The organism is Brevundimonas sp. FV2ps16, assembly GCF_058681075.1.
The window spans coordinates 560,108-580,276 of the sequence record NZ_CM178728.1; the positions used below are offsets into that span (position 1 = coordinate 560,108).

Sequence of the window (20,169 nt, forward strand, 5' to 3'; positions counted from 1 at the left end):
ATCGCCTGCGGCGCCGCTGGGTCCCCCGGTCTCGCTACGCTCGCCGGAGGATGACGAAAGTTTGGGACGGCGCGGATCGAGGGGCTGGCCCCCTCCGTCTCGTCGCTGCGCGGCGATCCACCTCCCCCAAGGGGGGAGGATCTCTAGGGCGACCGAAATCCTCCCCCCTTGGGGGAGGGGGACCGCCGCGCCTCTTGCGCGGGGGTGGAGGGGGCCCGGCGCGCACAATTCCGCGACGAAAGCCCCCGGTTTTCAAACCCCTGATCCCCGCGCCGGGCGATCATCTCATCACGGTCCGAAACGCGCCTATACTTCCCGCCGGGTCTTTGACATCGCCATCCCCTGCGCCCGTCGCCGCGCGCCAGAATAGACGAAAATAGACTCATTTTTTTCGAGTCGAATGAGTCTATTTCGCCGGCCGTCAGACCTCGGCCGCGATCTTCCTCAGGGCCTCTTCGAACACCTGGGCCGGCTGGCCGCCGCTGATCAGATATTTGCCCTCGACCACCACCGCCGGGACCGAGGTGATCCCCCGCGACCGCCACAGGTCCTCGGCCCCGCGCACGTCCTGCGCATAGCGGCCCGAGGCCAGGACCTCGCCCGCCTCGGCCCGGTCCAGCCCGGCGGCCTCGGCGGCGCGGGTCAGGACGCCGGCGTCGGTCAGGTTGCGGTTCTCGGTGAAATGGGCCGTGAACAGGGCCTGTTTCAGCGCCTTCTGCTTGTCGGGCGCGGTCTCGTGCGCCCAGTGCAGCAGGCGGTGGGCGTCGAAGGTGTTCCAGATGCGGCTGTCGTCGGTCATGCGCATATCGAAGCCGACCTCCCCCGCCCGCTCGCGGATCATGGCGCGGTTGGCGGCCGACTGCTCCGGGGTGGCGCCGTATTTGCGGCCGATGTGGTCGACGATGTTCTCGCCCTCGGGCGCGATCTGGGGGTTCAGTTCGAAGGGCTGAAAGGCGATGTCGGCGCCGATCCCCTCGCCCTCAAGCCTGGCCAGCGCCGTCTCCAGCCCGCCCAGGCCGACCACGCACCAGGGGCAGACCACGTCGGAGACGAAGTCGATCTTCAGGGTCTTCATCGGCACAGCTTGGGTCATGGCGAGGGCCTTCTGGAACAGGATGTGTTGCGGAGCATAAGGGAAGGCCCCGCGCGACGCCAAGGCCTCAGCCCAGCGTCAGGTCCCGGGGCAACCGGATCCTGCGCCAGCGCGCCTCCACGAAGGCGAAGGCGCCGAAGGCCATCAGCCCCGCCGCCGTCAGCCCCAGCACCCACGACCCGCCGGGCTGGGCCTCCAGCGCGTCCAGCGCCGCCGCCGTCGTCGTCACCTCGCCCGACCGCGCGTGCAGCCCCGCCAGGACCACGAAGACCCCCAGCGGCAGATAGGCGAAGCCCCGCGCGCCATAGCCCGCCCGCGCCAGGGCCGCCGCCGGCCGGCGCACCGCCTCGGGACAGGCCAGGGCCGCGTCGAAGTCGTCCCGGAAGGCCCTGACGATATTGCCGATCCCGACGCCCAGCACCACCAGCCCCGCCGCGATCAGCAGCAGGCCGCCGAACGGCAGGTCCAGGATCCAGGCCGCCTTCTCCTGGTTCTCGGCGATGCTCTCGGCCCGTTCCGCCGCCTGGCTGGTCGCCTCGCCCGCCTCGTCCAGATACTCGAACACCCCCGCCGCCAGCAGGCCGTAGAACAGGCCGCTGGCCGCCTGGCCCGCCCGCGTGGCCCAGCCCTTCAGGTCGGTTCCCTCATGGTCGGCGTCGAACAGGGCCTGCAGCACGCGCCAGCCGACGAAGGCCCACAGGCCCAGGCCCAGCAGCACCAGCCAGACCCGCCCGAACGGCTGCTCCGCCAGCCACCCCGCCGCCCCGCCCGCGCCGACCGCGTCGCCGATCCTGTCGGTCGCCGCCAGCAGGGTCAGGGCCCCCGCCGACAGATAGACGAAGCCCCGGGCCCCATAGCCGACCCGCGCCGCCCCCTCGATCAGGCGCGACAGCCGGGGCGTACGGCGCGCGGCGGGGACGCGGCTGCGGACGGCCTCGCCCAGGGCGGCGGCGGCGTGACGAAGACGGGCGAACATGGCGGCTCCAGCGCGGCGGAGCGGTTCAACGCCCCCGCCCGCCGATGGCTCCCGCGCTCAGGCGCGCGCGGCGTGAGCCGCCGGCAGCTCCAGCACGACCTTCAGCCCGCCCATGTCGCTGTCGCCCAGGGTCAGCCGCCCGCCGTAGGCGCGCGTCAGGTCCTCGACGATCGACAGGCCCAGGCCCGAGCCGGGCGCGCTCTCGTCCAGCCGGGCGCCGCGCTTCATCACCGTCTCGCGCTGGTCGGCGGGCAGGCCGGGGCCGTCGTCCTCGACCACCATCACCATCTGGCCCAGGCCGTTCTCGCCGGCCGAGACGCGGACGCGGCGGGTGCTGAACTTGGCCGCGTTCTCGATCAGATTGCCCAGGATCTCCTGCAGGTCCTGACGCTCGCCCAGGAAGGCCAGGTCGTCGGGCGCGCGCCAGTCGATCTCGGAGCCCTTGTCGCGGAAGACCTGTTCGATCATGACCGCCAGCTCGTCCAGCACCTCGGGCACCGGCGTGGTCTCGCCCAGGCCGTGGGCGGCGCGGGCGGCGGCGCGGGCGCGGCGCAGATGGTGGTCGACCTGGCCCTGCATGACCCGAGTCTGGCGCCGCACCAGTTCGGGCAGGGCGCCCTCGGCGGTCCCGGCCTCGGCCAGCATGACCGAGATCGGGGTCTTCAGCGCATGGGCCAGGTTGCCGACATGGGTGCGCTGGCGCTCCACGACCTCCTGATTGTGGTCCAGCAGCCGGTTGACCTGTTCGGCCAGGGGCTGGATCTCCAGCGGATAGGACCGTCCGATCCGCGCCGCCTTGCCGTGGCGCACGGCTGCGATCTCGTTGCGCAGATCATAGAGGGGCCGCAAGCCGACCTGGACCTGGATGAAGACCGCCGAAACCAGGCCCAGCCCCAGGATCAGCAGGGCGACCCAGGTGACGGTGGCGAACTGGCGTGTGTCGGCGTCCACCTCGGACCGGTCGATAGCGGCCAGGAAGATCACCGGATTCTCGCGCCGGGGAATGGATTTCATGCTGGCGGCGACCCGCAGGGGCTCGCGCGTGGTCGGGTCGTTCTTGGGGCCGCGAGTGTTGTAGGTGATCACCTCGCCGAAGGCCGCATCCAGCCGGGACGGCAGGTCCGCCGGCAGGGCCAGATCATAGGCCCACAGCGAGGTCGAACGGGCGATGCTGACCATCCGTCCGTCCGGCTGAACCTCCAGGATCTGCCAGTATTTGCCCGACAGCAGTCGCAGTGTGCGGGCGTCCTGGATCTGGGGAACCACCTCGCCCTCGCCGGTGCGACTGGCCGCCACCACGATCTCGTCGATGGTCTCGTCCAGCATGTCGCCCAGGCGCCGCAGCGCCGATTCCTGGAAGGCCTGGGTCAGGACGATGGCCGCGATCACCAGGGCCACCAGGATCCAGGCCGAGGCCAGCCAGATCAGCCGTCGCGTCAGGGATCGGCCTGGACGGCCCAGATAGCGGCCCCAGTCGGCGCGTCGATCGCCAGAGGGGAGCTCGGGCGTCGCCGCCTCGCTCACGCCGCCTCGGACTCGCCGACCAGGGGCGTCAGCCGATAGCCCAGGCCGCGCACGGTCTCGATCCGGTCCGGCCCGACCTTCTTGCGCAGCCGGCCGATGAAGACCTCGATGGTGTTGGAGTCCCGATCGAAGTCCTGATCGTACAGGTGCTCGACCAGTTCGGTGCGGCTGATGACCCGGCCCTGGTGCATCATCATGTAATGAAGCAGCCGGTACTCCAGCGAGGTCAGCCGCAGCGGCTCGCCATTGACGCTGGCGCGCGCCGCGCGCGGGTCCAGCCTCAGGCCGCCGCAGGCCAGGGTAGCCGAGGCGATGCCGGCCGAGCGGCGCAGCAGGGCGCGCAGACGCGCCAGCAGTTCCTCGGTGTGGAAGGGCTTGGTCAGATAGTCGTCGGCGCCGGCGTCGAAGCCCGCCACCTTGTCCGACCAGGCGCCGCGTGCGGTCAGGATCAGCACGGGCGTGGTCTTGCCCTCGCGCCGCCAGCGCTCCAGCACCGACACCCCGTCGATCTTGGGCAGGCCCAGATCCAGAACGACCACGTCATAGGGCTCGTTCTCGCCCAGATAATGGGCTTCCTCGCCGTCGGGGGCGTGGTCCACGGCGTATCCGGCGTCGGACAGGGCGGCCTTCAGCTGGCGCGACAGATCGACGTCGTCTTCGACGAGAAGGACACGCATCAGTCTGGCCTGGGACGCTGGTTGTTGTTGGAGCCGCCGTCGCGCGTGCGGCCGGTCTGACCATCGACCACGACCTCGCGGACGCGACCGTCGCGTTCCACCAGGACGGAGTAGTTGCCGTCGCCGCGCGGGCGGGTGTCGATGGGGCGCCCCCCGACGGCCTCGCCGCCACGGCGACGCGCCTCGTCTGGACTGACGCGCGGCTGGCGCGGTTGAGGCTGCGATTGGGTCTGCTGGCGTTCGTCGCGCGACTGTGCGCTCGCCGCCGGAGTCAGGACCGGAGCGAGGGCCAGGGTCGCGACGGCGACGATCAAACTGGCTGACTTGCTGAACATGGGCGTCAATCTGGCGCCGTTCTCCTGAACAGGCCCTGAATGATCCGTATAGAATAGGGCGGACCGAAACGCCATTGCGCGAACGCCGGATCGCTCCGCACCTGACGCATTTCTCATCTAGATGAACCGAACCTGAGCGCCCCTGTTCAGATCGGGCTCAGCCCCCGCATCGTCATATCTCCTCATCGCCGGTCAGCCCGACCGGCCCGAAACCGAGGAGATACATCATGCGGAAGTTCATCATCCCCGCCGTCGTCCTGGCCGCCGCCGCCTCGGCCGCCCTGCCCGCCGCGGCCCAGTCCTATGGCCATCATGGCCGCCCGCCGGTCTATCAGGCCGGCTATGGCCACTGGCAGTCGATCAATGCGCGTCAGGACAACCTTGACCGCCGTATCGACCGGGGCGTTCGCACCGGTCAGCTGAGCCGTCGTGAGGCGAGCCGCCTGCGCAACGAGTTCAACGGCCTGTTGCGCCTCGAGGCCAACTATCGCCGTGGCGGCCTGACGGCCTGGGAGCGCAACGACCTTGATCGCCGCTTCGACCGCCTGTCGGCTCAGATCCGTCATGAGCGTAACGACCGGGACAACCGTCGCGGCTAGGGTCAACCACCGTCCCCGAAACGATTGGGAGCGCGGTCCGCAAGGGCCGCGCTCTTTCGTTTGAGCCCCCGCCTACAGCTTGATGAAGGGCTGGATCAGCTTGCCCAGCCAGCCGTCCAGCTGAATCTGCCCGTCCAAAGCCACGACGCACAGGCAGGGCTCCTGCGACACCACACGCGGCTGGTGCAGCACCTCGGTGTCCGCCTCTTCGAAGTCGCCCACATCGAACCGTTCGGTCTCGGTGGCGTAGGCGCCGTGGATGACGCAGGTCAGTTCGACGCCGCCGTGCGTATGTTTGGGCGTCTCGCGGCCCGGCCCGATCTCCAGCAGGATGACCCGGCAATCGCCGTCGCGCGGCGCATGGACGTCGCGGGCGCGCATGCCTGGACCCAGCCATCGCCATGGGCCGAGCGCATAGCGGCGCAGAGGCTCCGGCAGACCGGCCATGTCGTTCAATGGCGTAGAGGCCAGGGCCTGTCCGGCGTCCGCCTCGACACGCGCCAGGACGCGGGCCAGGGCGTCGTCCGGCATCGGCGCGGGCTCCAGCTCGTCCAGCAGACGGCCGCCCACGGACTGAAGCCGGCGCACCCAGGCGTCGTTCTCGGGCCGCATCGCCAGGTGGGCGGCGACCACCACGGCCTCCGGCGGGCTCAGCGTGCCGGCGGCATAGGCCAACAGCCGCTCTTCGGAAGGGTTGTGACGGGCGCTCATGCCGCGCCTCCGTCGTCGTCAAGCAGGGTGCGCAGTTTGATCATGGCCTTGCGTATGCGGGATTTGACCGTACCGAGCGGCAGGTTCAGCTGCCGCGCGATCTCGGAATGGGGATTGTCCTGGAAGAAGGCCAGGCGAAGAACTTCGATCTGGTCGGCCGAGAGCCGCGCCATCGCCGCCTTCAGCCGCGCGGCGTCCTGGGACATCGACAGGATCTGGTCGGGCCGTTCCGGCTCGTCCTGGGACAGTTCGATCTCCGGCATCGGAGTCCGGCGCGCGTCCTGACGCAGCACGTCCAGCCGCCGGTTGCGGGCGATGGTGAAGATCCAGGTCGCGGCGCGGGCCTTGGCGCTGTCGAACAGCTCCGCCTTGCGCCAGACCGTCAGCATGGCGTCCTGGGCAAAGTCCTCTGCCGCGCCTGCGGGCGCTCCGGCCTTCATCAGATAGGCCTTCAGGCGCGGGGCGAAATGTTCGAACAGGCGCGCGAACGCCTCGCGGTCCCGCCTCAGCGCCACCGCCTCGATCAGCCGGTCATACTCGCCGTCCGTCGGCGTCACAGGCGGCCGAATCCGCTGATAATCTGAGACCTGTCCATACATGGACCCTAATACGGTTCCGGTGAAAGTCTGGATCATTTCGTGATCCGGGCGGCGGATCACCGCGTATCTTCAAGGTCTTTTCGTCCTTTACCGGAGTCCCCATGCCCCTGTCGTCCCCCACCGAGACCGGTCCGCGGCTGCGGATCGCCGTCGTGGGCTCGGGGATCGCCGCCCTGTCCAGCGCCTGGCTTTTGTCCAAACGCCACGACGTGACGATCTATGAGCGTGACGATCGGCTGGGGGGCCATTCCAATACCGTCGAGGTGCGCACAGCCACCGGCGAGACGGCGGTGGACACCGGCTTCATCGTCTTCAACGACGCGACCTATCCCAACCTCATCGCCCTGTTCGCCCATTTGGGGCTGGAGACGCGGGCCACCGACATGTCCTTCGCCGTGTCGCTGGACCAGGGGCGGTACGAATACGCCGCGCCCGCCCTGTTCGCCCAGCGCCGCAACATTTTCCGCCCGCGTTTCTGGTCGATGCTGAAGGAGATCCTGCGCTTCTACCGCTCGGCGCCCGCCGGCATGGCGGCACTGGGCGACAGCGACCTGACTCTGGGCCAATACCTGAAGCGCGAGGGTTTCAGCGAGGCCTTCCGCGACGATCACCTGCTGCCGATGGCCGCCGCCATCTGGTCGTCGCCGGCCCACACACTGATGGATTATCCGGCTGAATCCTTCCTGCGCTTCTGCGGCAACCACGGCCTGCTCAAGCTGGTCGGACGGCCGCTGTGGCGCACTGTCGTCGGCGGCAGCCGGGTCTATGTCGAGGAATTGGCCCGCCAAATCGGCGCGAGTCAGCAAGGTGATCGGGTCCGGCTGCGGCGTGGCGTGGACCAAGTCCGGCGTGTCGAAGGCGGCGTGGTGGTTCAGGACACGACCGGCGCCGAAGAACGGTTCGACCATGTCGTCATCGGCGCCCACGCCGACCAGGCCCTGGCCATGCTGGCCGAACCGACAGCGCGCGAGCGCGAACTGTTGGGCGCGTTCAAATACAGCCGTAACCTGACCATCCTGCACACCGACGCCGGTCTGATGCCGCATCGCCGCCGCGCCTGGGCCTCGTGGAACTATATCGGCGCCGACGACGGCCTTTGCGTCACCTACTGGATGAACAAACTCCAGGGCCTGCCGGGCCAGGACCTGTTCGTCACCCTGAATCCGCCGCGCCCGCCCGCCGCAGGAAGCCTGCTGCGCAGCGAACTGTACGAGCATCCGATCTTCGACCCCGCCGCCATCAAGGCGCAAAAGGATCTGTGGAGCCTGCAAGGCCAGGGCGGGGTCTGGTTCTGCGGCGCCCATTTCGGCGCCGGCTTCCACGAGGACGGGCTTCAGTCGGGCCTGGCGGTCGCTGAACAGCTGGGCGGCGTCCGCCGTCCATGGACTGTTGAGAACGAGAGCGGCCGCATCCACCTGTCGGCGCCGGCGGCCCAGATGGAACGGGCGGCGTGACCCAGACCTCGGCCCTCTATGTCGGCGGCGTCTTCCATTCGCGTCTCAGGCCCCGACAACATCGGCTGAACTACCGCGTCTTCTGGCTGCTGCTGGATCTGGCCGAGATCGACGCTCTGGACGCTCGATTGAAAACCTTTTCGCGCAATCGGTTCAACCTGTTGTCCTTCCGCGACCGGAATCACGGCGACGGCTCGGAGCGCCCGCTGCGGGCCCAGATCGAGGCGCGTCTGGCCGAGGTGGGGGTGGACATCGGTCACGGCGCGATCCGGATTCTGACCATGCCGCGCGTGTTCGGCTTCGTCTTCAATCCGATCAGCCTCTATTATTGCCATCACAAAGACGGGCGGCTGGCCGCCATGGTGTATGAAGTCACCAGCACCTTCGGCGAGCGGCGGTCCTATGTACTGCCCGTGCTGGCGGCCGACGCCGAGACCGGCCGGTTCCGCCAACACGCCAACAAAGGCCTGTATGTCTCGCCCTTCATGGACATGGGCATGACCTATGACTTCCGGGGCCAGGCGCCGGGCGACACCCTGGCCTTGGCCGTCAACGGGACGGATGGCGACGGCCTGCTGATCGCCACGACCATGACCGGACGCCGCCGGCCGATGACCGACCGCGCCCTGGCCCTCGCCGCCCTGGCCATGCCGCTGCTGACCTTTAAGGTCGTCGCCGCCATTCACTGGGAGGCGCTGAAACTCTGGCTGAAAGGCGTGCCCCTGACCCGTAAACCCGCGCCGGGGCCTGGCGTTCAGGACCTGCGTCACAGAGGTTAGGCCCCGCGCTGCCCATCAACCGACCTCTTAGACCGACAGACACACCACCTGCGCCACCCGCAGGTCCCGCCGCAGCGCATCCGCCACCCGGCCATAGTTGTCGATGGTCACCGGCTCGCCCAGCGCCACCTCGTCTGCGCGCTGTTCACCGCGAATGGCGGGGGCGAAGGATTCCGGCGCGGTCGTGTAGATCCGCCCCCGACGCGGCGCCTCTGCGATAGTGACGCCCAGGACGCGGCCGCGCCCGTCCATCACCGGCGCCCCCGACAGGCCCGACAGCGTTCCCTCCAGCCCGTCGGTGCGTCCGACCTCGGCCCAGGCCAGGACCGGTTCGTCATGGGCGCCGCGCCCGAACACCTTCAGGGTCTCTCGACCCAGCAGGCGGGAGGTCACCTCCCCGGCTCGCCCCTGGGGAAAGCCCGGATGGAAGGCGCGCTGGCCCTTGCGCAGCGGCGTCTGGGCGGCGACCGGCAGAGCCGGCGGGCCCCCGTCGGTGATCAGCAGGGCCACGTCGGCGCGCGGCGCCAGGCGCACATCGGCGGCCACGGCCCGGCCGCCGCCGATCACCAGGGCCGGACGACGACAACCCTCGACCACATGGCGGGCGGTGATCCAGCGGCCGCGTCCGGCGATGGAGAAGGCGGTGCCGGATTGGGGTGTGAACGGCGCATCCGGCGCATCCAGGGTCACGGCCGTGTCGAACGGGGTGATCGGGCCCAGCAGAGCGCCTTCGATCTCGTCCGGCGGCGGCGGCGCGGGCGGGGCGTCGGCGTTCTCGCGCCGGCCCAGCGACACGGCCAGCAGCACGCCCGCGACCGCGCTGTAGATGGCCCAGTCCGGCAGGCGGGGGAATTGCATGACGCGATCCGTTCGCCGCTCAGCCGGTCAGGGCGGCGGACAGGATCAGAGCGGTCGCCAGCTTGGCCCCGACCAGGACCACGGCGGCCGAGACCTCGCCGTCCTTGATCCGCTGCGGCAGGCCGTGCAGCATCAGGTCCACGACCCGGAAGGCCAGCAGCTGCAGCACCAGGGTCGCCACGCCCCAGATGGCGATGTCGCGCACCGAGGTCGAGACCGACAGGGACACCGCCAACGGAATGGCCAGACCCACCAGGATCCCGGCGAAGGCCACGGCGGCGGCCGGATTGCCCTCGCGGATCAGGGCGATCTCCCGCCACGGCGTCAGCAGGGCGTAGACGGCCGCCCCCGCCGCGAGCAGCAGCAGGGTGACGGCCAGGTGCATGACCATGACCGGAAAGCCCGAGGCGAAAGCCTGCACCTCGGCGCTCGACAGGACGTTCGACAGTGAGGGGTCCATGTCCACACGCCTTGCCCGATTGCCGCCCCAATCCGCAAGCGCGGCGGAGACACAGTGCGTGACATTATGTGTCGAACACGGGTCTCCTCCCCCTCTGGGGGAGGTGGCGCGGCGCTTCTTCAGCGCCGTGACGGAGGGGGTCTTTCCGCATCACCGGCGTCCGCGAGGCTTAAAAGCCCTCCACCACGCAGCCTGTCCTCGGGCTCGCCTCTGGCGAGACCCGTAGGCGCGGTCTTCCTCCCCATCTCATGGGAAGGAGAAAACTACGCCGCCGCCTGCTCCGCCTTCCTGAGCGTGCTCGCCCGCACCTTCTCGCTCTCGGACTTCAGCTGGCCGCAGGCGGCCAGGATGTCGCGGCCGCGCGGCGTGCGGATGGGCGATGCGTATCCGGCCTTGTTCAAGATGGCGGCGAAACGCTCGATCGTCTTCCAGTCCGAGCATTCGTATTCGACGCCCGGCCAGGGGTTGAACGGGATCAGGTTGATCTTGGCCGGAATGCCTTCGATCAACTTCAGCAGGGCCCGCGCCTCTTCCGGGCTGTCGTTGACGCCCTTCAGCATCACGTATTCGAACGTCACCCGGCGCGCATTGGACAGGCCCGGATAGGCCCGGATGCCGGCCATCAACTGGTCCAACGGATATTTCTTGTTCAGCGGCACCAGGACGTCGCGCAGGGCGTCGTTGGTGGCGTGCAGGCTGATGGCCAGCATGGCCGCCGTGCGCGTGCCCAGGGCGTCCAGCTGCGGCACTACGCCCGAGGTCGAGACGGTGATCCGGCGCCGCGACAGGGCGATGCCCTCATTGTCCGAGATAATGTCGATGGCGTCGGCGACGTGGTCCAGATTGTAGAGCGGCTCGCCCATGCCCATGAAGACGATGTTCGACAGGCGACGGTCTTCTTTCGGAGACGGCCATTCCTCCAGATCGTCACGCGCGACCTGGACCTGGGCCACGATCTCGGCGGCGGTCAGGTTGCGGACCAGCTTCTGGGTGCCGGTGTGGCAGAAGGTGCAGTTCAGGGTGCAGCCGACCTGGCTGGACACGCACAGGGCGCCGGCGCGACCGACGTCAGGGATATAGACGGTCTCGATCTCGATGCCCGGCGCGGTGCGGATCAGCCATTTGCGGGTGCCGTCCTTGGACACCTGGCGTTCGACGATCTCGGGCCGGGCCAGGGTGAAATGCTCGGCCAGCTTGGCCTGCATATCCTTGGCCACATTGCTCATGGCCGAAAACTCGGTGACGCCGTAGTGATGGATCCAGCTCCAGACTTGGCTGGCGCGCATCTTGGCCTTCTCAGGCGGACAGACATTCGCGTCGATCAGGGCCTGGCGCAGACCCTCGCGCGTCAGACCGGACAGGTTGACGGGGGCCTTGACGGCTGGCGCGTTCGAGACACGGGAAAGATCGAGCGTGATGCTCAAGGCGGCGATCCTGGATGCGGTTTAGCCGGCCTCTATAGCACAAACCCCGGCAATTGCATGACCGGCCGGTTCAGGAGGCGCCTACAGCCCCACGTCCCAGACGCCGGCGTCGCGCATCCGGGTCAGTTTCGCCTCTTCCGCCCGGCCGCCCATCTCCTGGGCCATGCCGCGCACGGCGGTGGAGACTGTGGTCTTGTGCACGCCCGGAACCAGGGCATGGGCGAAGGCGGCGCCGGCCAGCCGCAGCAGGCGGAAACCGAAGGCGGCCGAAGCGGCCATATGCTGGACATAGGTCTCGCCGACCTGGCGGGGGTGCTCGCGGAACAGGCGGTCGAACGCCGTCGAACCCGAGCGGGCGCGGTCGATCGTCGTCTGGCTCATACGGCGGCTCCGGCGGTTCGCGTGCGCCGATGGTCACGTGGGAGCGGGCCTGACGCAAGCCTTGTTTTGCAACCACCGACACAAGCCGCCGCCCAGCCCATCGTCATGCGCGAGAACTCGGGCTAGAGTCGCGCCTCGATCAAGGGACTCTCGATGACGCTTCGCTCAAAGGCCGCTTCCTCCATGGCTATAGCCGCGGCCCTCATGGCCTGCGCCGGTCCGGTCCTTGCGCAATCCGGCCCCAGCTATCTGCCCTATGACGCCCGCCGCGGGGTGTTCAGCTTCGCCCCCGGCCTTGAGGGCTCCCTGCCCGCTGTGGTCCAGGTGACGACCCTGGGCCAGTCGCGCGGTCCCAGCTCGGACGCCGAGGCTCCCAAACCCTACGCCTCGGGCTCGGGCGTCATTGTCGATGCGGCCCAGGGCATATTGATCACCAACAACCACGTGGTCGAGAACGGGCGCAAATTCACCGTCGACCTGACCGACGGCCGGCTGTTCGACGCCGTCCTGGTCGGGGCGGACAAGGCCACAGACATCGCCGTGCTGAAGATCGTGCCCGACGGCCGGCCGCTGAACCTGAAACAGGTGCAGACGGTCGATTCCGACACCCTGCGCACCGGCGACCTGGCCTTTGCGGTCGGCTATCCCCTGGGCCTGGACCAGACCCTGACCATGGGGGTCATCTCGGGCCTGAACCGTTCAGGCCTGGGCGATGCGGTCGAGGACTATATTCAGACCGACGCGGCCGTGAACTCGGGCAATTCGGGCGGGCCGCTGCTGGACAGTCGCGGCCGGCTGATCGGCATCAACACCGCCATCCTGTCGGGCGGCATGGGCGGAGGCAATGACGGCATCGCCTTCGCCGTGCCCACGCGGATCATGCTGTATGTCGCCGACCAGCTGAGGAGCCACGGCGCGGTCAAGCGCGGCGAGACCGGGGCCATCTTCGCCTCCCTGACCGCCGAGCGCGCCCGCGAGATGCGGCTGGGCATCGTGCGCGGCGCCGTGGTCGCCGACGTGGCGCCCGGCTCGCCGGCCGAGCAGGCGGGCCTGCGCGACGACGACGTCATCACTCGTATCGAGGGCCGGCCGGTGGCCAACGCCGGCTCTGTCAACGCCACGGTCGGCATCGCCGCGCCGGGGTCCGGTCTGGACGTGGTCTATCTGCGGGCCGGGCGCGAGGCCACGACGTCCCTGACGGTCGCGACCCCGGTCGAGGGCGCCGTCCATATCGGCGCGGATCGGGTGTTGGCGTACGGCGCGACGCTGCGCGATCTCGACGACGAGGTCCAGGTGATCGCTGTTGAGGGCGGCTCAGTCGCGGCCCAGGGCGAGCTGATCGCCGGCGACATCCTCACTTCGGTCGGGGGGACGCCGGTCGCCGACGCCCGCGCGGCGGCCGAGGCCCTGCGCGGATCGGCGGGCGCGGTCTCGGTCGAGGTGCGACGCAGCGGCGACACAGTGACGGTGAACCTGGAAATTCCGGTCTGAGGCCGGAACGAGCCCGGATCAGGAGCCGACTGTGGCGCATCCGATCCGGGCCTGGCTCCAGACAGCGAAACACCCGCCTTGCCTGGGAGGGGGAGGGGATCGGCAAGGCGGGCGCTCGCTTGGAGGAAGCATCGGCCGCCGGAGCCCTTGGTGGAAACATCCAGGGGGGCTGGGGGGGGCTGTTCAGGATCCGGACGCTTCCGAACTCCGACGAGCCGATGATCGCTATTTCGCCGCCCAAACAGGCGGGCGAAGGACCGAAACAGGGCCATTTGGTGTCGCTTGCATTTTCTTCGCTTGCCCGCCCCTCTGGCGCTGCACCAGAGGGCGACTAAGTTCAGGTCATGAGCATGAACCCGCACGAAGCGCCGCCCTCCGCCGGCCCGGTCTTCTTCGACCGGCGTGAACTGGACCCGATCCTGCGGGTTTACGGCCGCATGGTCGCTCAGGGCGAATGGCGCGACTACGCCATGGTCGGCCACAAGGACTTCGCCGAGTTCGCCGTCTTCCGCCGCTCCGGCGACGCGCCCCTCTACCGCATCGAAAAACGCCCGGCCCTCCAGACCCGCCAGGGCCAGTGGGCCGTCATCGGCGAAGGCGGCCAGATCCTGAAACGCGGCCGCGACCTGGCCCAGGTCCTGCGGGTGTTTGATGGGCGACGGTTCCAGGTGGTGGATTAGGACACGGGGTGCAGGCTCTTGCGGACGATGATCCCGATGGACGTCGTCGCAAATCCCCGCAGCATCATCTTCAGATGAGGGTCGTGCCGATAAGGGGGCAGATCAAGATAACGATCAACCGGGCCTTCCCCGGGGGACCAATCCATCTCGGCGACTTCATGGCCTTTCGCCCTCAAACGAGACGCAAGTTGCTCAAGGTCACGTCTGCGAAAGAGAACCGTACCGAGATTGTCGACAGTCTCTTCTTCTGAAAAGACGTTGTACTCCGTCGTATGAACCGCCCAGCCTCCGGGCGCCAGGCAGTCGATCGAACGCTCGATAAAGGCCAAGCCCTTCTCGATCGATCCAAGGTGCTCCAAGGCGCAAGCCGACCAGCAGAAGTCAAATCCAACGAGATCGTCGGGAACGGCATTCATGTCGCAAAAACGGAACTGGACATTGCGGTCGAAAAGCTCGTCGGGACAAACGACGGGATTGCGGAGCGCCTCCTTGCTGTCGGCGTGCTGGTTCGTGGCTTCCCAGCCTGCGGCCACCTTCCCATCAGGCGCCAAATCTGTCGCCGTGACGCTGACTCCTTCCGAAGCGAAAAACGCCGTCAGGGGTTCGCGACCGACACCAAACCCCAATCCCCGACGCCCTGAAACGCAAACGCCCCGCTCCCAGAGCGCCTGCGAGATAAATACAAACTCCCAGAGTTTGCGATGGTACCGCAGACCTTCGCCCAGGCGCCTCGTCCAGAAAGAAAAATAGGGCTGTTGGAAACTGTCCTGCCGGCACATGGCGCTGCGATCAAACACGCGTTCACCGGGCGCGGCGTCACTCAGCAGCGGGGGCTGCCCCTGCCAAACTGCAGGATCAGGCAACATCAACTGCGCCAGCGCCTGTTGCACCTCGCGGCGCTGCTCGGACTGCAGCGCCTCGATATTGCGTATGGACCGTTCGGCTGCGGTCAAGCGCAGAGGCAGGGTTAGGAGGCGGCTGAAGGCTCGCCCCCGGCGGCGAGCCCATCTCAAAATTCCCATAGATCGAGCTATCCCCAAAAAGACGTCTCTGGAAGAACGCTCGCCACGGAATCAACCGTGCGCATTTCTACCCGTGAGTGTGAATCGGCAAGCCAAGCTATACGTCTGATTTTCGTACTTCTCTACTCCGCCCGCCCAAAAAAAGGGCCCCGCGAGGGGCCCTTTCCGCATCCGTCTTGCGACAGCGCTTAGTTCCGGTTGCCGCCCATGAAGGCCAGCAGGAATTGGAACAGGTTCACGAAGTTGATGAACAGGCTCAGGGCGCCGAAGCCTGTGGCCACGCCCATGGCGTTCTGGTCGCCGCCCAGGGCGTAGTAGGTCATCTTCAGGCGCTGGGTGTCATAGGCGATCAGACCGGCGAAGATCAGCACACCCGCGCCGGAGATCATCAGGTACAGGGCGCCCGACTGCATGAACATGTTGACGATCGAGGCGATGATCAGGCCGATCACGCCGAAGATCAGGAAGGTGCCCATGGCCGTCAGGTCCTTCTTGGTGGTGTAACCCACTAGGCTCAGACCACCGAAGGCCGCCGCCGTGACCAGGAAGGTCGAGGCCAGCGAGGCGCCGGTGTAGCGCAGGAACAGGATGCCCAAACCCGCGCCGATCGAGGCGACCACGGCCCAGTACAGCAGGTTCACGCCCTTGGCCGTCGGGTTCTTCATGAAGAACATCGAGCCGAACAGCAGCACCAGCGGCGAGAACTGGACGATCATGCCCAGCATGGTCAGGCCGACGCGGCCGTCCGGCGTCACCCCGAACAGCAGCTGCTGCACCGCCGGCACATTGCCGGTCGTATAGGCCAGGGCCGCCGCGACCACGAGGCCCAGAGCCAGCTTGTTGTAAACGCCCAGCATGAAGCCGCGCAGGCCGGCGTCCACCGACATATCGGCCGTCTGCGGCAGGGGGTGGGCGTAGCCGTTGTTGAAATCGCTCATGGCGACGAACTTTCTCCGATTGGCCGAAGAGACTTCTTCGGTCACAGGACGTGAATATCGGGAGCCGAGGCCCCCAGTGCAAGGAAAACCGGACTTGGAGAGGCCGGTTCCGACCGCTACCTTCGGTCGCATGTTGCGCCTGTTCACCGCCCTGACCCTGCCGCCGGACGTCACGGAGACGTTGAAACGCCGCCAGTCGGGGCTTCCGGGCGCGCGCTGGCGGCCGCTGGACGCCCTGCACGTCACCCTGGCCTTCTATGGCGAGACAGACGAGCGCCGGGCCGACGACCTGGCCTCCGAACTGGCCCGCGTCGCCGGCGGCCCGTTCGAGATCGTGCTGAAAGGCGTCGGCGCCTTCGGCGACGACCACCGCAGCCACACCCTCTGGGCCGGGGTCGAGACGCCCAACGAACGGCTGACCGTGCTGGCGGGGCGCTGCAAGAAGGCCGGCGAACGGGCGGGCTTGACGCTGGAGGCGCGCGACTACCGCCCCCACGTCACCCTGGCCTATCTGAAGCCCCAGACGAACCCGGACCGGATCGGCGCCTGGATGGCGGGCCACAATCTGCTGCACTCGCCGCCGATCCGCATCGACCGCTTCGGCCTCTATTCCAGCGTCCTGACCGGCGACGGCAGCCAGTATGCGCTGGAGCGGGAGTATCTGCTGTGACCGCCCCCGACCCCGCCTACGTCGTTCCGCCGCACGTAACCCTCGGTCCGACGCTGGAGACGGCGCGTCTGATCCTGCGTCCGCCGACGGTCGAGGATTTTCCCCGCTGGGCCGAGTTCATGGCCGATGAGGAGACCGCCCGTTTCATCGGCGGCGTCCAGTCCCCGCCCCAGGTCTGGCGCAGCCTGTGCGCCATCGCCGGCATGTGGGCCCTGACCGGCGAAGGCATGTTCTCGATCCTGGAAAAATCGACGGGTCTGTGGATCGGCCGGATCGGCCCCCTGCACCCCTATGGCTGGCCGGGCCGCGAAGTGGGGTGGAGCCTGCACCGCGACGCCACCGGCAAGGGCTATGCGGTCGAGGCGGCCGCCGCGACGATGGACTACGCCTTCGACGTCCTGGGCTGGGACGATGTGATCCACTGTATCGACCCCGACAACCAGGCCTCAGCCCGGGTGGCGGCGCGGCTGGGTTCGGTCAATCGTGGACGCGGCCAGTTGCCGGATCCGATGCAGGACCATGTGATCGACCTGTGGGGTCAGACGCGCGCCGACTGGGCGGTCAATCGGGCGAGCCTGAATCCCTGACGGCAACCGAAGGCCCGTTTTCGACGTATCCGCTTTTCAACCTCGAACAAGGATACGCCCGATGATCCGCGCCGCCCTGATCGCCGCCGCCCTGGTCGCCCTGCCTTCGACCGCCCTGGCCCAGTTGCGCAACGTCGATCTGGACCGGTTCGACGGCCGCTGGTTCGAGATCGAACGCAGTCACAACGACGTCCAGAAGGACTGCAGCCGCGCCCAGATCGACTTCACCCCCCAGGACCGAGCTGATCGCTATCGCTTAACCGTCACCTGCACCCGCCGCGCCGACGGCCGCAACGAGGTGCTGCGCGCCAACGCCCGCATCGCCGACACCACGACCAACGCCAAATTCCGCTTCACCCTGCCCGGCCTGCTCAGCTTCGGGGGCCTGGCCGGTCAGAACTACTGGGTCTGGGACCACGACCCCGAATACAACTGGGCCATCCTGGCCCTGCCGAACAAGTCCGACTGGTGGATCTGGCACCGCGACCAGAACGCCTCTGCGGCGGAACGCGCCCGCCTGATGGCCCGCGCCCGCACTCTGGGCCTGGACATGAGCCGGGTGGTCAGCACCGGACGCTAGCGGAACAGACGCTAAAGGCGCTCATCCTTAAGGGCGTATTGCCGCCCTGGCCCGGACGACTACCTAATAGTCAAGCTTATCGAACACAGATACCCGTGGTGTCGCAACCCACCACGGAGCTACCTCATGAACGGCTGCTGTGCTCACACCGCCCCCTCCCTGTCGCGCCGGAGCGCCTTTGGCCTGATCGCCCTAGGCGCCGGCGTCAGCCTGATGTCCACCCTGGCCCCGGGCGTCGCCCGCGCGCGAGGCCATACCGATATCCTGCTGCTGACCTGTATGGACTATCGTCTGACCGACGACACCGTCGCCTATATGGAAGGGCGCGGCCTGCACGACAAATACGATCACATAGCTCTGGCCGGCGCCTCGCTGGGCGCCATAACCGACAAATACCCCGCCTGGGGCCAGGCCTTCTGGAGCCATCTGGACGTCGCCATGGAGCTACATCACGTTCACAAGGTCGTGGTGATCGATCACCGCGACTGCGGCGCCTACAAGGTCATATTCGGCGAGGAGGCAGTCGATACGCCTGAGAAGGAGCTGGCGCTCCACACCCAGGAGCTTCACGCGATCCGTGACGCCATCAAGCAGCATCACCCGGAGATTGAGGTCGAGCTGGGTCTGATGTCCCTGGACGGCAAGGTCGAGGAAATCGCTTAAGGCAGGGCCTCCGCTCACACGCCAAAAACGCGCCCGAAATCCTCAGCCTGTCATCCTTGCCGGACGACAGGCTGCTTGCGTTCGGAACATATCCGGAACATAAATCCGGCATGGCCGCCACCGCCGTCTCGCTCGAACTGGTCTTCAGCAGGCCGGAAACCACCCTGTCCGTCACGCGCGGAGCGGCGCGGCTGATGCTGGACCTGGGCTATGCGCCCTTGCTGGAGGTCGGCCTGCCCAATGGGCGGCGCGCCGACGTCATGGCCATCGGGCGGCGGGGCGACATCGTCATCTGCGAGGTGAAGTCGGGGGTCGACGACTATCGCGTCGATCGCAAATGGCACGAGTACGCCCCCTTCTGCGACGCCTTCTATTTCGCCGTCGCGCCCGAGTTTCCGCAAAGCATCCTGCCGGAGACGCCTGGCCTGATCGTCGCCGACGGTTTCGGCGGGGCCGTGGTGCGCGACGCCCCGACGACGCCACTGGCGCCCGCCCGCCGAAAGGCCCTGACCCTGGCCTTCGCCCGCCTGGGGGCGATGCGGACGATGCGGGACTAGGGTTCGGCGCGCGCAATTTTGCGAAGAAGACCGTGCCGGTTCAAGGCCTTGAAGAAGGCCTGCGGGGTTCGACCTGACGCGTTCCAGAACGGGCCTATGATCGGATCTGGGTCTTTGACATCGCAAGCAAGTCACGCACGCGGGCGCCCAACATCGCTCAGCTTTCACAAGCTAAAACAGCGCCTTGGTTGCCGATTGCACAGATTGCACCGGTTTCGACCAACAGTGCAATTCCAGCGGCGAGACCGGGACGTCCCGCTTCAGAGGCGGCGGAACACAGCGGTGGCGAGGCCTTCGGCGGTCAGGCGCGCCTCGACCTCGATCAGGGCTTCGATCACCACGCCCCCCCCATGGCCGACAGTCGTGTCGCCCGTCGAATGGATGATCCGCTCGGCGTCGATCATCATGGCGGAATGGCTGGTCAAGTCGTGATCGCCGGCGGGCGCGAGCCAGACCACGACATCCCCGCGCTTCAGCGCCCCGGCGGATACGGCCCGGCCCAGTTCGGCCTGGCCGTCAGAATGACGCGGACCCGCCAGGCCGCAGGCCAGCAGGGCCTGCTGCACCAGGCCGGAACAGTCGGTTGAGATCGAGGATCGGGCGCCCGGTTCGTGCGGCCGGCCCAGCAGGCGTTCGGCCACCGCGACCAGGTCGCGCTCGAACTCGCCGACCGGCGCCAGATCGGCCTCGGCCACACCCTCGGCGGTCTCGACCACCAGGGCGTTCAGCGGCAGGGCGGCGTCCACGGCGGCGACCCGGCGCGTCGCCAGGGGCGCACCCATCGACAGGCTGTCCAGCACCACCCAGCCGACCACGCCGTCACGACGGGCCCGGCCCCAAACTCGGCCATCGGCGCGGTCCAGCACGTCGAAAGCCTCGCCGTGAAGCAGCTGATCGATCCGCACGTCCTGGTCCGACAGGATATCGGCCACGGCGACGCGGCAGTGCATAGCCTCCGTCTTGCGATAAGCCGAGGCGCGTACCAGCCCTTCCAGCGCCTGTTCGGCGAGGTCGGGGCGGGCCAGTCGGTCGCCGGGCGGAAGAAGATCGAGGACGTCGGTCAAACGCGGTCTCGCATTGGCTTGGGCGACCGTCTTACGCCCCGAAGCCG

24 protein-coding genes are annotated in these 20,169 nt (G+C 68.0%); 10 read left to right on the plus strand and 14 right to left on the minus strand.

Annotation, left to right across the window (positions count from 1 at the left end):
* Positions 1-421: 421 nt before the first annotated feature.
* From ACW170_RS02635 to ACW170_RS02655, 5 genes are all read right to left on the minus strand, one after another.
* Positions 422-1,093 (minus strand): DsbA family oxidoreductase, encoded by a 672-nt coding sequence (locus ACW170_RS02635; protein WP_492088166.1) that lies wholly within the window; start codon positions 1,091-1,093, stop codon positions 422-424.
* A 67-nt stretch (positions 1,094-1,160) separates the two neighbouring features.
* Positions 1,161-2,069: a DUF1206 domain-containing protein gene (locus ACW170_RS02640; RefSeq protein WP_492088167.1), complete on the minus strand. Its 909-nt coding sequence runs from the start codon at positions 2,067-2,069 to the stop codon at positions 1,161-1,163.
* 57 nt (positions 2,070-2,126) lie between these two features.
* Positions 2,127-3,593: a sensor histidine kinase gene (locus ACW170_RS02645; protein ID WP_492088168.1), complete on the minus strand. Its 1,467-nt coding sequence runs from the start codon at positions 3,591-3,593 to the stop codon at positions 2,127-2,129.
* Positions 3,590-4,270, minus strand: coding sequence for a response regulator transcription factor (locus ACW170_RS02650; protein WP_166622061.1), 681 nt, complete (start codon positions 4,268-4,270; stop codon positions 3,590-3,592). The genes ACW170_RS02645 and ACW170_RS02650 overlap by 4 nt, the downstream gene beginning before the upstream one ends.
* Entirely contained in the window at positions 4,270-4,605 is a 336-nt protein-coding gene (locus ACW170_RS02655) for a PepSY domain-containing protein (RefSeq protein WP_492088169.1), read from the minus strand. Before ACW170_RS02655 ends, ACW170_RS02650 begins: the two co-directional genes overlap by 1 nt.
* A gap of 227 nt (positions 4,606-4,832) precedes the next feature.
* On the opposite strand from ACW170_RS02655, the gene ACW170_RS02660 reads away from it, so the two are divergent.
* Positions 4,833-5,204, plus strand: a complete 372-nt coding sequence (locus ACW170_RS02660) for a hypothetical protein (protein ID WP_492088170.1) — start codon at positions 4,833-4,835, stop codon at positions 5,202-5,204.
* 72 nt (positions 5,205-5,276) lie between these two features.
* Here ACW170_RS02660 and chrR read toward each other — a convergent pair whose 3' ends face one another.
* Positions 5,277-5,915, minus strand: coding sequence for a cadmium/peroxide/UV radiation responsive anti-sigma factor ChrR (gene chrR, locus ACW170_RS02665; RefSeq protein WP_492088171.1), 639 nt, complete (start codon positions 5,913-5,915; stop codon positions 5,277-5,279).
* Positions 5,912-6,550: a sigma-70 family RNA polymerase sigma factor gene (locus tag ACW170_RS02670; RefSeq protein WP_492088172.1), complete on the minus strand. Its 639-nt coding sequence runs from the start codon at positions 6,548-6,550 to the stop codon at positions 5,912-5,914. The genes chrR and ACW170_RS02670 overlap by 4 nt, the downstream gene beginning before the upstream one ends.
* A gap of 65 nt (positions 6,551-6,615) precedes the next feature.
* Between ACW170_RS02670 and ACW170_RS02675 the strand changes: the two genes are divergently transcribed.
* Positions 6,616-7,968 (plus strand): NAD(P)/FAD-dependent oxidoreductase, encoded by a 1,353-nt coding sequence (locus ACW170_RS02675; protein ID WP_492088173.1) that lies wholly within the window; start codon positions 6,616-6,618, stop codon positions 7,966-7,968.
* Positions 7,965-8,747 (plus strand): DUF1365 domain-containing protein, encoded by a 783-nt coding sequence (locus tag ACW170_RS02680; RefSeq protein ID WP_492088174.1) that lies wholly within the window; start codon positions 7,965-7,967, stop codon positions 8,745-8,747. Before ACW170_RS02675 ends, ACW170_RS02680 begins: the two co-directional genes overlap by 4 nt.
* Before the next feature lie 27 nt (positions 8,748-8,774).
* On the opposite strand, the gene ACW170_RS02685 is transcribed toward ACW170_RS02680, so the two are convergent.
* From ACW170_RS02685 to ACW170_RS02700, 4 genes are all read right to left on the minus strand, one after another.
* On the minus strand, positions 8,775-9,605 hold the full coding sequence (locus ACW170_RS02685; RefSeq protein WP_492088175.1) for a S1 family peptidase: 831 nt from the start codon (positions 9,603-9,605) through the stop codon (positions 8,775-8,777).
* A gap of 19 nt (positions 9,606-9,624) precedes the next feature.
* Positions 9,625-10,065 (minus strand): DUF350 domain-containing protein, encoded by a 441-nt coding sequence (locus ACW170_RS02690; RefSeq protein ID WP_492088176.1) that lies wholly within the window; start codon positions 10,063-10,065, stop codon positions 9,625-9,627.
* A gap of 263 nt (positions 10,066-10,328) precedes the next feature.
* Positions 10,329-11,489: a dual-specificity RNA methyltransferase RlmN gene (gene rlmN / locus ACW170_RS02695; protein ID WP_492088177.1), complete on the minus strand. Its 1,161-nt coding sequence runs from the start codon at positions 11,487-11,489 to the stop codon at positions 10,329-10,331.
* A gap of 81 nt (positions 11,490-11,570) precedes the next feature.
* A complete protein-coding gene (locus ACW170_RS02700; RefSeq protein ID WP_492088178.1) occupies positions 11,571-11,870 on the minus strand; it encodes a DUF6356 family protein in 300 nt (99 codons plus the stop codon).
* Between the two features lie 183 nt (positions 11,871-12,053).
* On the opposite strand from ACW170_RS02700, the gene ACW170_RS02705 reads away from it, so the two are divergent.
* Complete coding sequence (locus ACW170_RS02705) at positions 12,054-13,361, plus strand: trypsin-like peptidase domain-containing protein (RefSeq protein WP_492088179.1); 1,308 nt, start codon at positions 12,054-12,056, stop codon at positions 13,359-13,361.
* Positions 13,362-13,705: 344 nt separating this feature from the next.
* Positions 13,706-14,041, plus strand: coding sequence for a DUF2794 domain-containing protein (locus ACW170_RS02710; RefSeq protein WP_492088180.1), 336 nt, complete (start codon positions 13,706-13,708; stop codon positions 14,039-14,041).
* Here the strand turns inward: ACW170_RS02710 and ACW170_RS02715 are convergent.
* Together ACW170_RS02715 and ACW170_RS02720 are read right to left on the minus strand one after the other, a co-directional pair.
* Complete coding sequence (locus ACW170_RS02715; RefSeq protein WP_492088181.1) at positions 14,038-14,994, minus strand: class I SAM-dependent methyltransferase; 957 nt, start codon at positions 14,992-14,994, stop codon at positions 14,038-14,040. The genes ACW170_RS02710 and ACW170_RS02715 overlap by 4 nt on opposite strands.
* A 257-nt stretch (positions 14,995-15,251) precedes the next feature.
* A complete protein-coding gene (locus ACW170_RS02720) occupies positions 15,252-16,001 on the minus strand; it encodes a Bax inhibitor-1/YccA family protein (RefSeq protein WP_492088182.1) in 750 nt (249 codons plus the stop codon).
* Positions 16,002-16,131: 130 nt separating this feature from the next.
* Between ACW170_RS02720 and thpR the strand changes: the two genes are divergently transcribed.
* The 5 genes from thpR to mmcB all read left to right on the plus strand — a co-directional run bounded on the left by thpR (position 16,132) and on the right by mmcB (position 19,058).
* Positions 16,132-16,671: an RNA 2',3'-cyclic phosphodiesterase gene (thpR, locus tag ACW170_RS02725; RefSeq protein WP_492089126.1), complete on the plus strand. Its 540-nt coding sequence runs from the start codon at positions 16,132-16,134 to the stop codon at positions 16,669-16,671.
* Positions 16,668-17,258 carry a GNAT family N-acetyltransferase gene (locus ACW170_RS02730; protein ID WP_492088183.1) on the plus strand — a complete coding sequence of 197 codons (591 nt, stop codon included), beginning with the start codon at positions 16,668-16,670 and terminating at the stop codon, positions 17,256-17,258. Before thpR ends, ACW170_RS02730 begins: the two co-directional genes overlap by 4 nt.
* Positions 17,259-17,319: 61 nt before the next feature.
* Positions 17,320-17,838: a lipocalin family protein gene (locus tag ACW170_RS02735; RefSeq protein ID WP_492088184.1), complete on the plus strand. Its 519-nt coding sequence runs from the start codon at positions 17,320-17,322 to the stop codon at positions 17,836-17,838.
* Positions 17,839-17,964: 126 nt separating this feature from the next.
* Positions 17,965-18,501 (plus strand): carbonic anhydrase, encoded by a 537-nt coding sequence (locus ACW170_RS02740; RefSeq protein WP_492088185.1) that lies wholly within the window; start codon positions 17,965-17,967, stop codon positions 18,499-18,501.
* A gap of 110 nt (positions 18,502-18,611) precedes the next feature.
* Complete coding sequence (mmcB, locus tag ACW170_RS02745) at positions 18,612-19,058, plus strand: DNA repair putative endonuclease MmcB (protein ID WP_492088186.1); 447 nt, start codon at positions 18,612-18,614, stop codon at positions 19,056-19,058.
* Between the two features lie 260 nt (positions 19,059-19,318).
* On the opposite strand, the gene ACW170_RS02750 is transcribed toward mmcB, so the two are convergent.
* Positions 19,319-20,122 carry a C40 family peptidase gene (locus tag ACW170_RS02750; RefSeq protein WP_492088187.1) on the minus strand — a complete coding sequence of 268 codons (804 nt, stop codon included), beginning with the start codon at positions 20,120-20,122 and terminating at the stop codon, positions 19,319-19,321.
* Positions 20,123-20,169 lie beyond the last annotated feature (47 nt).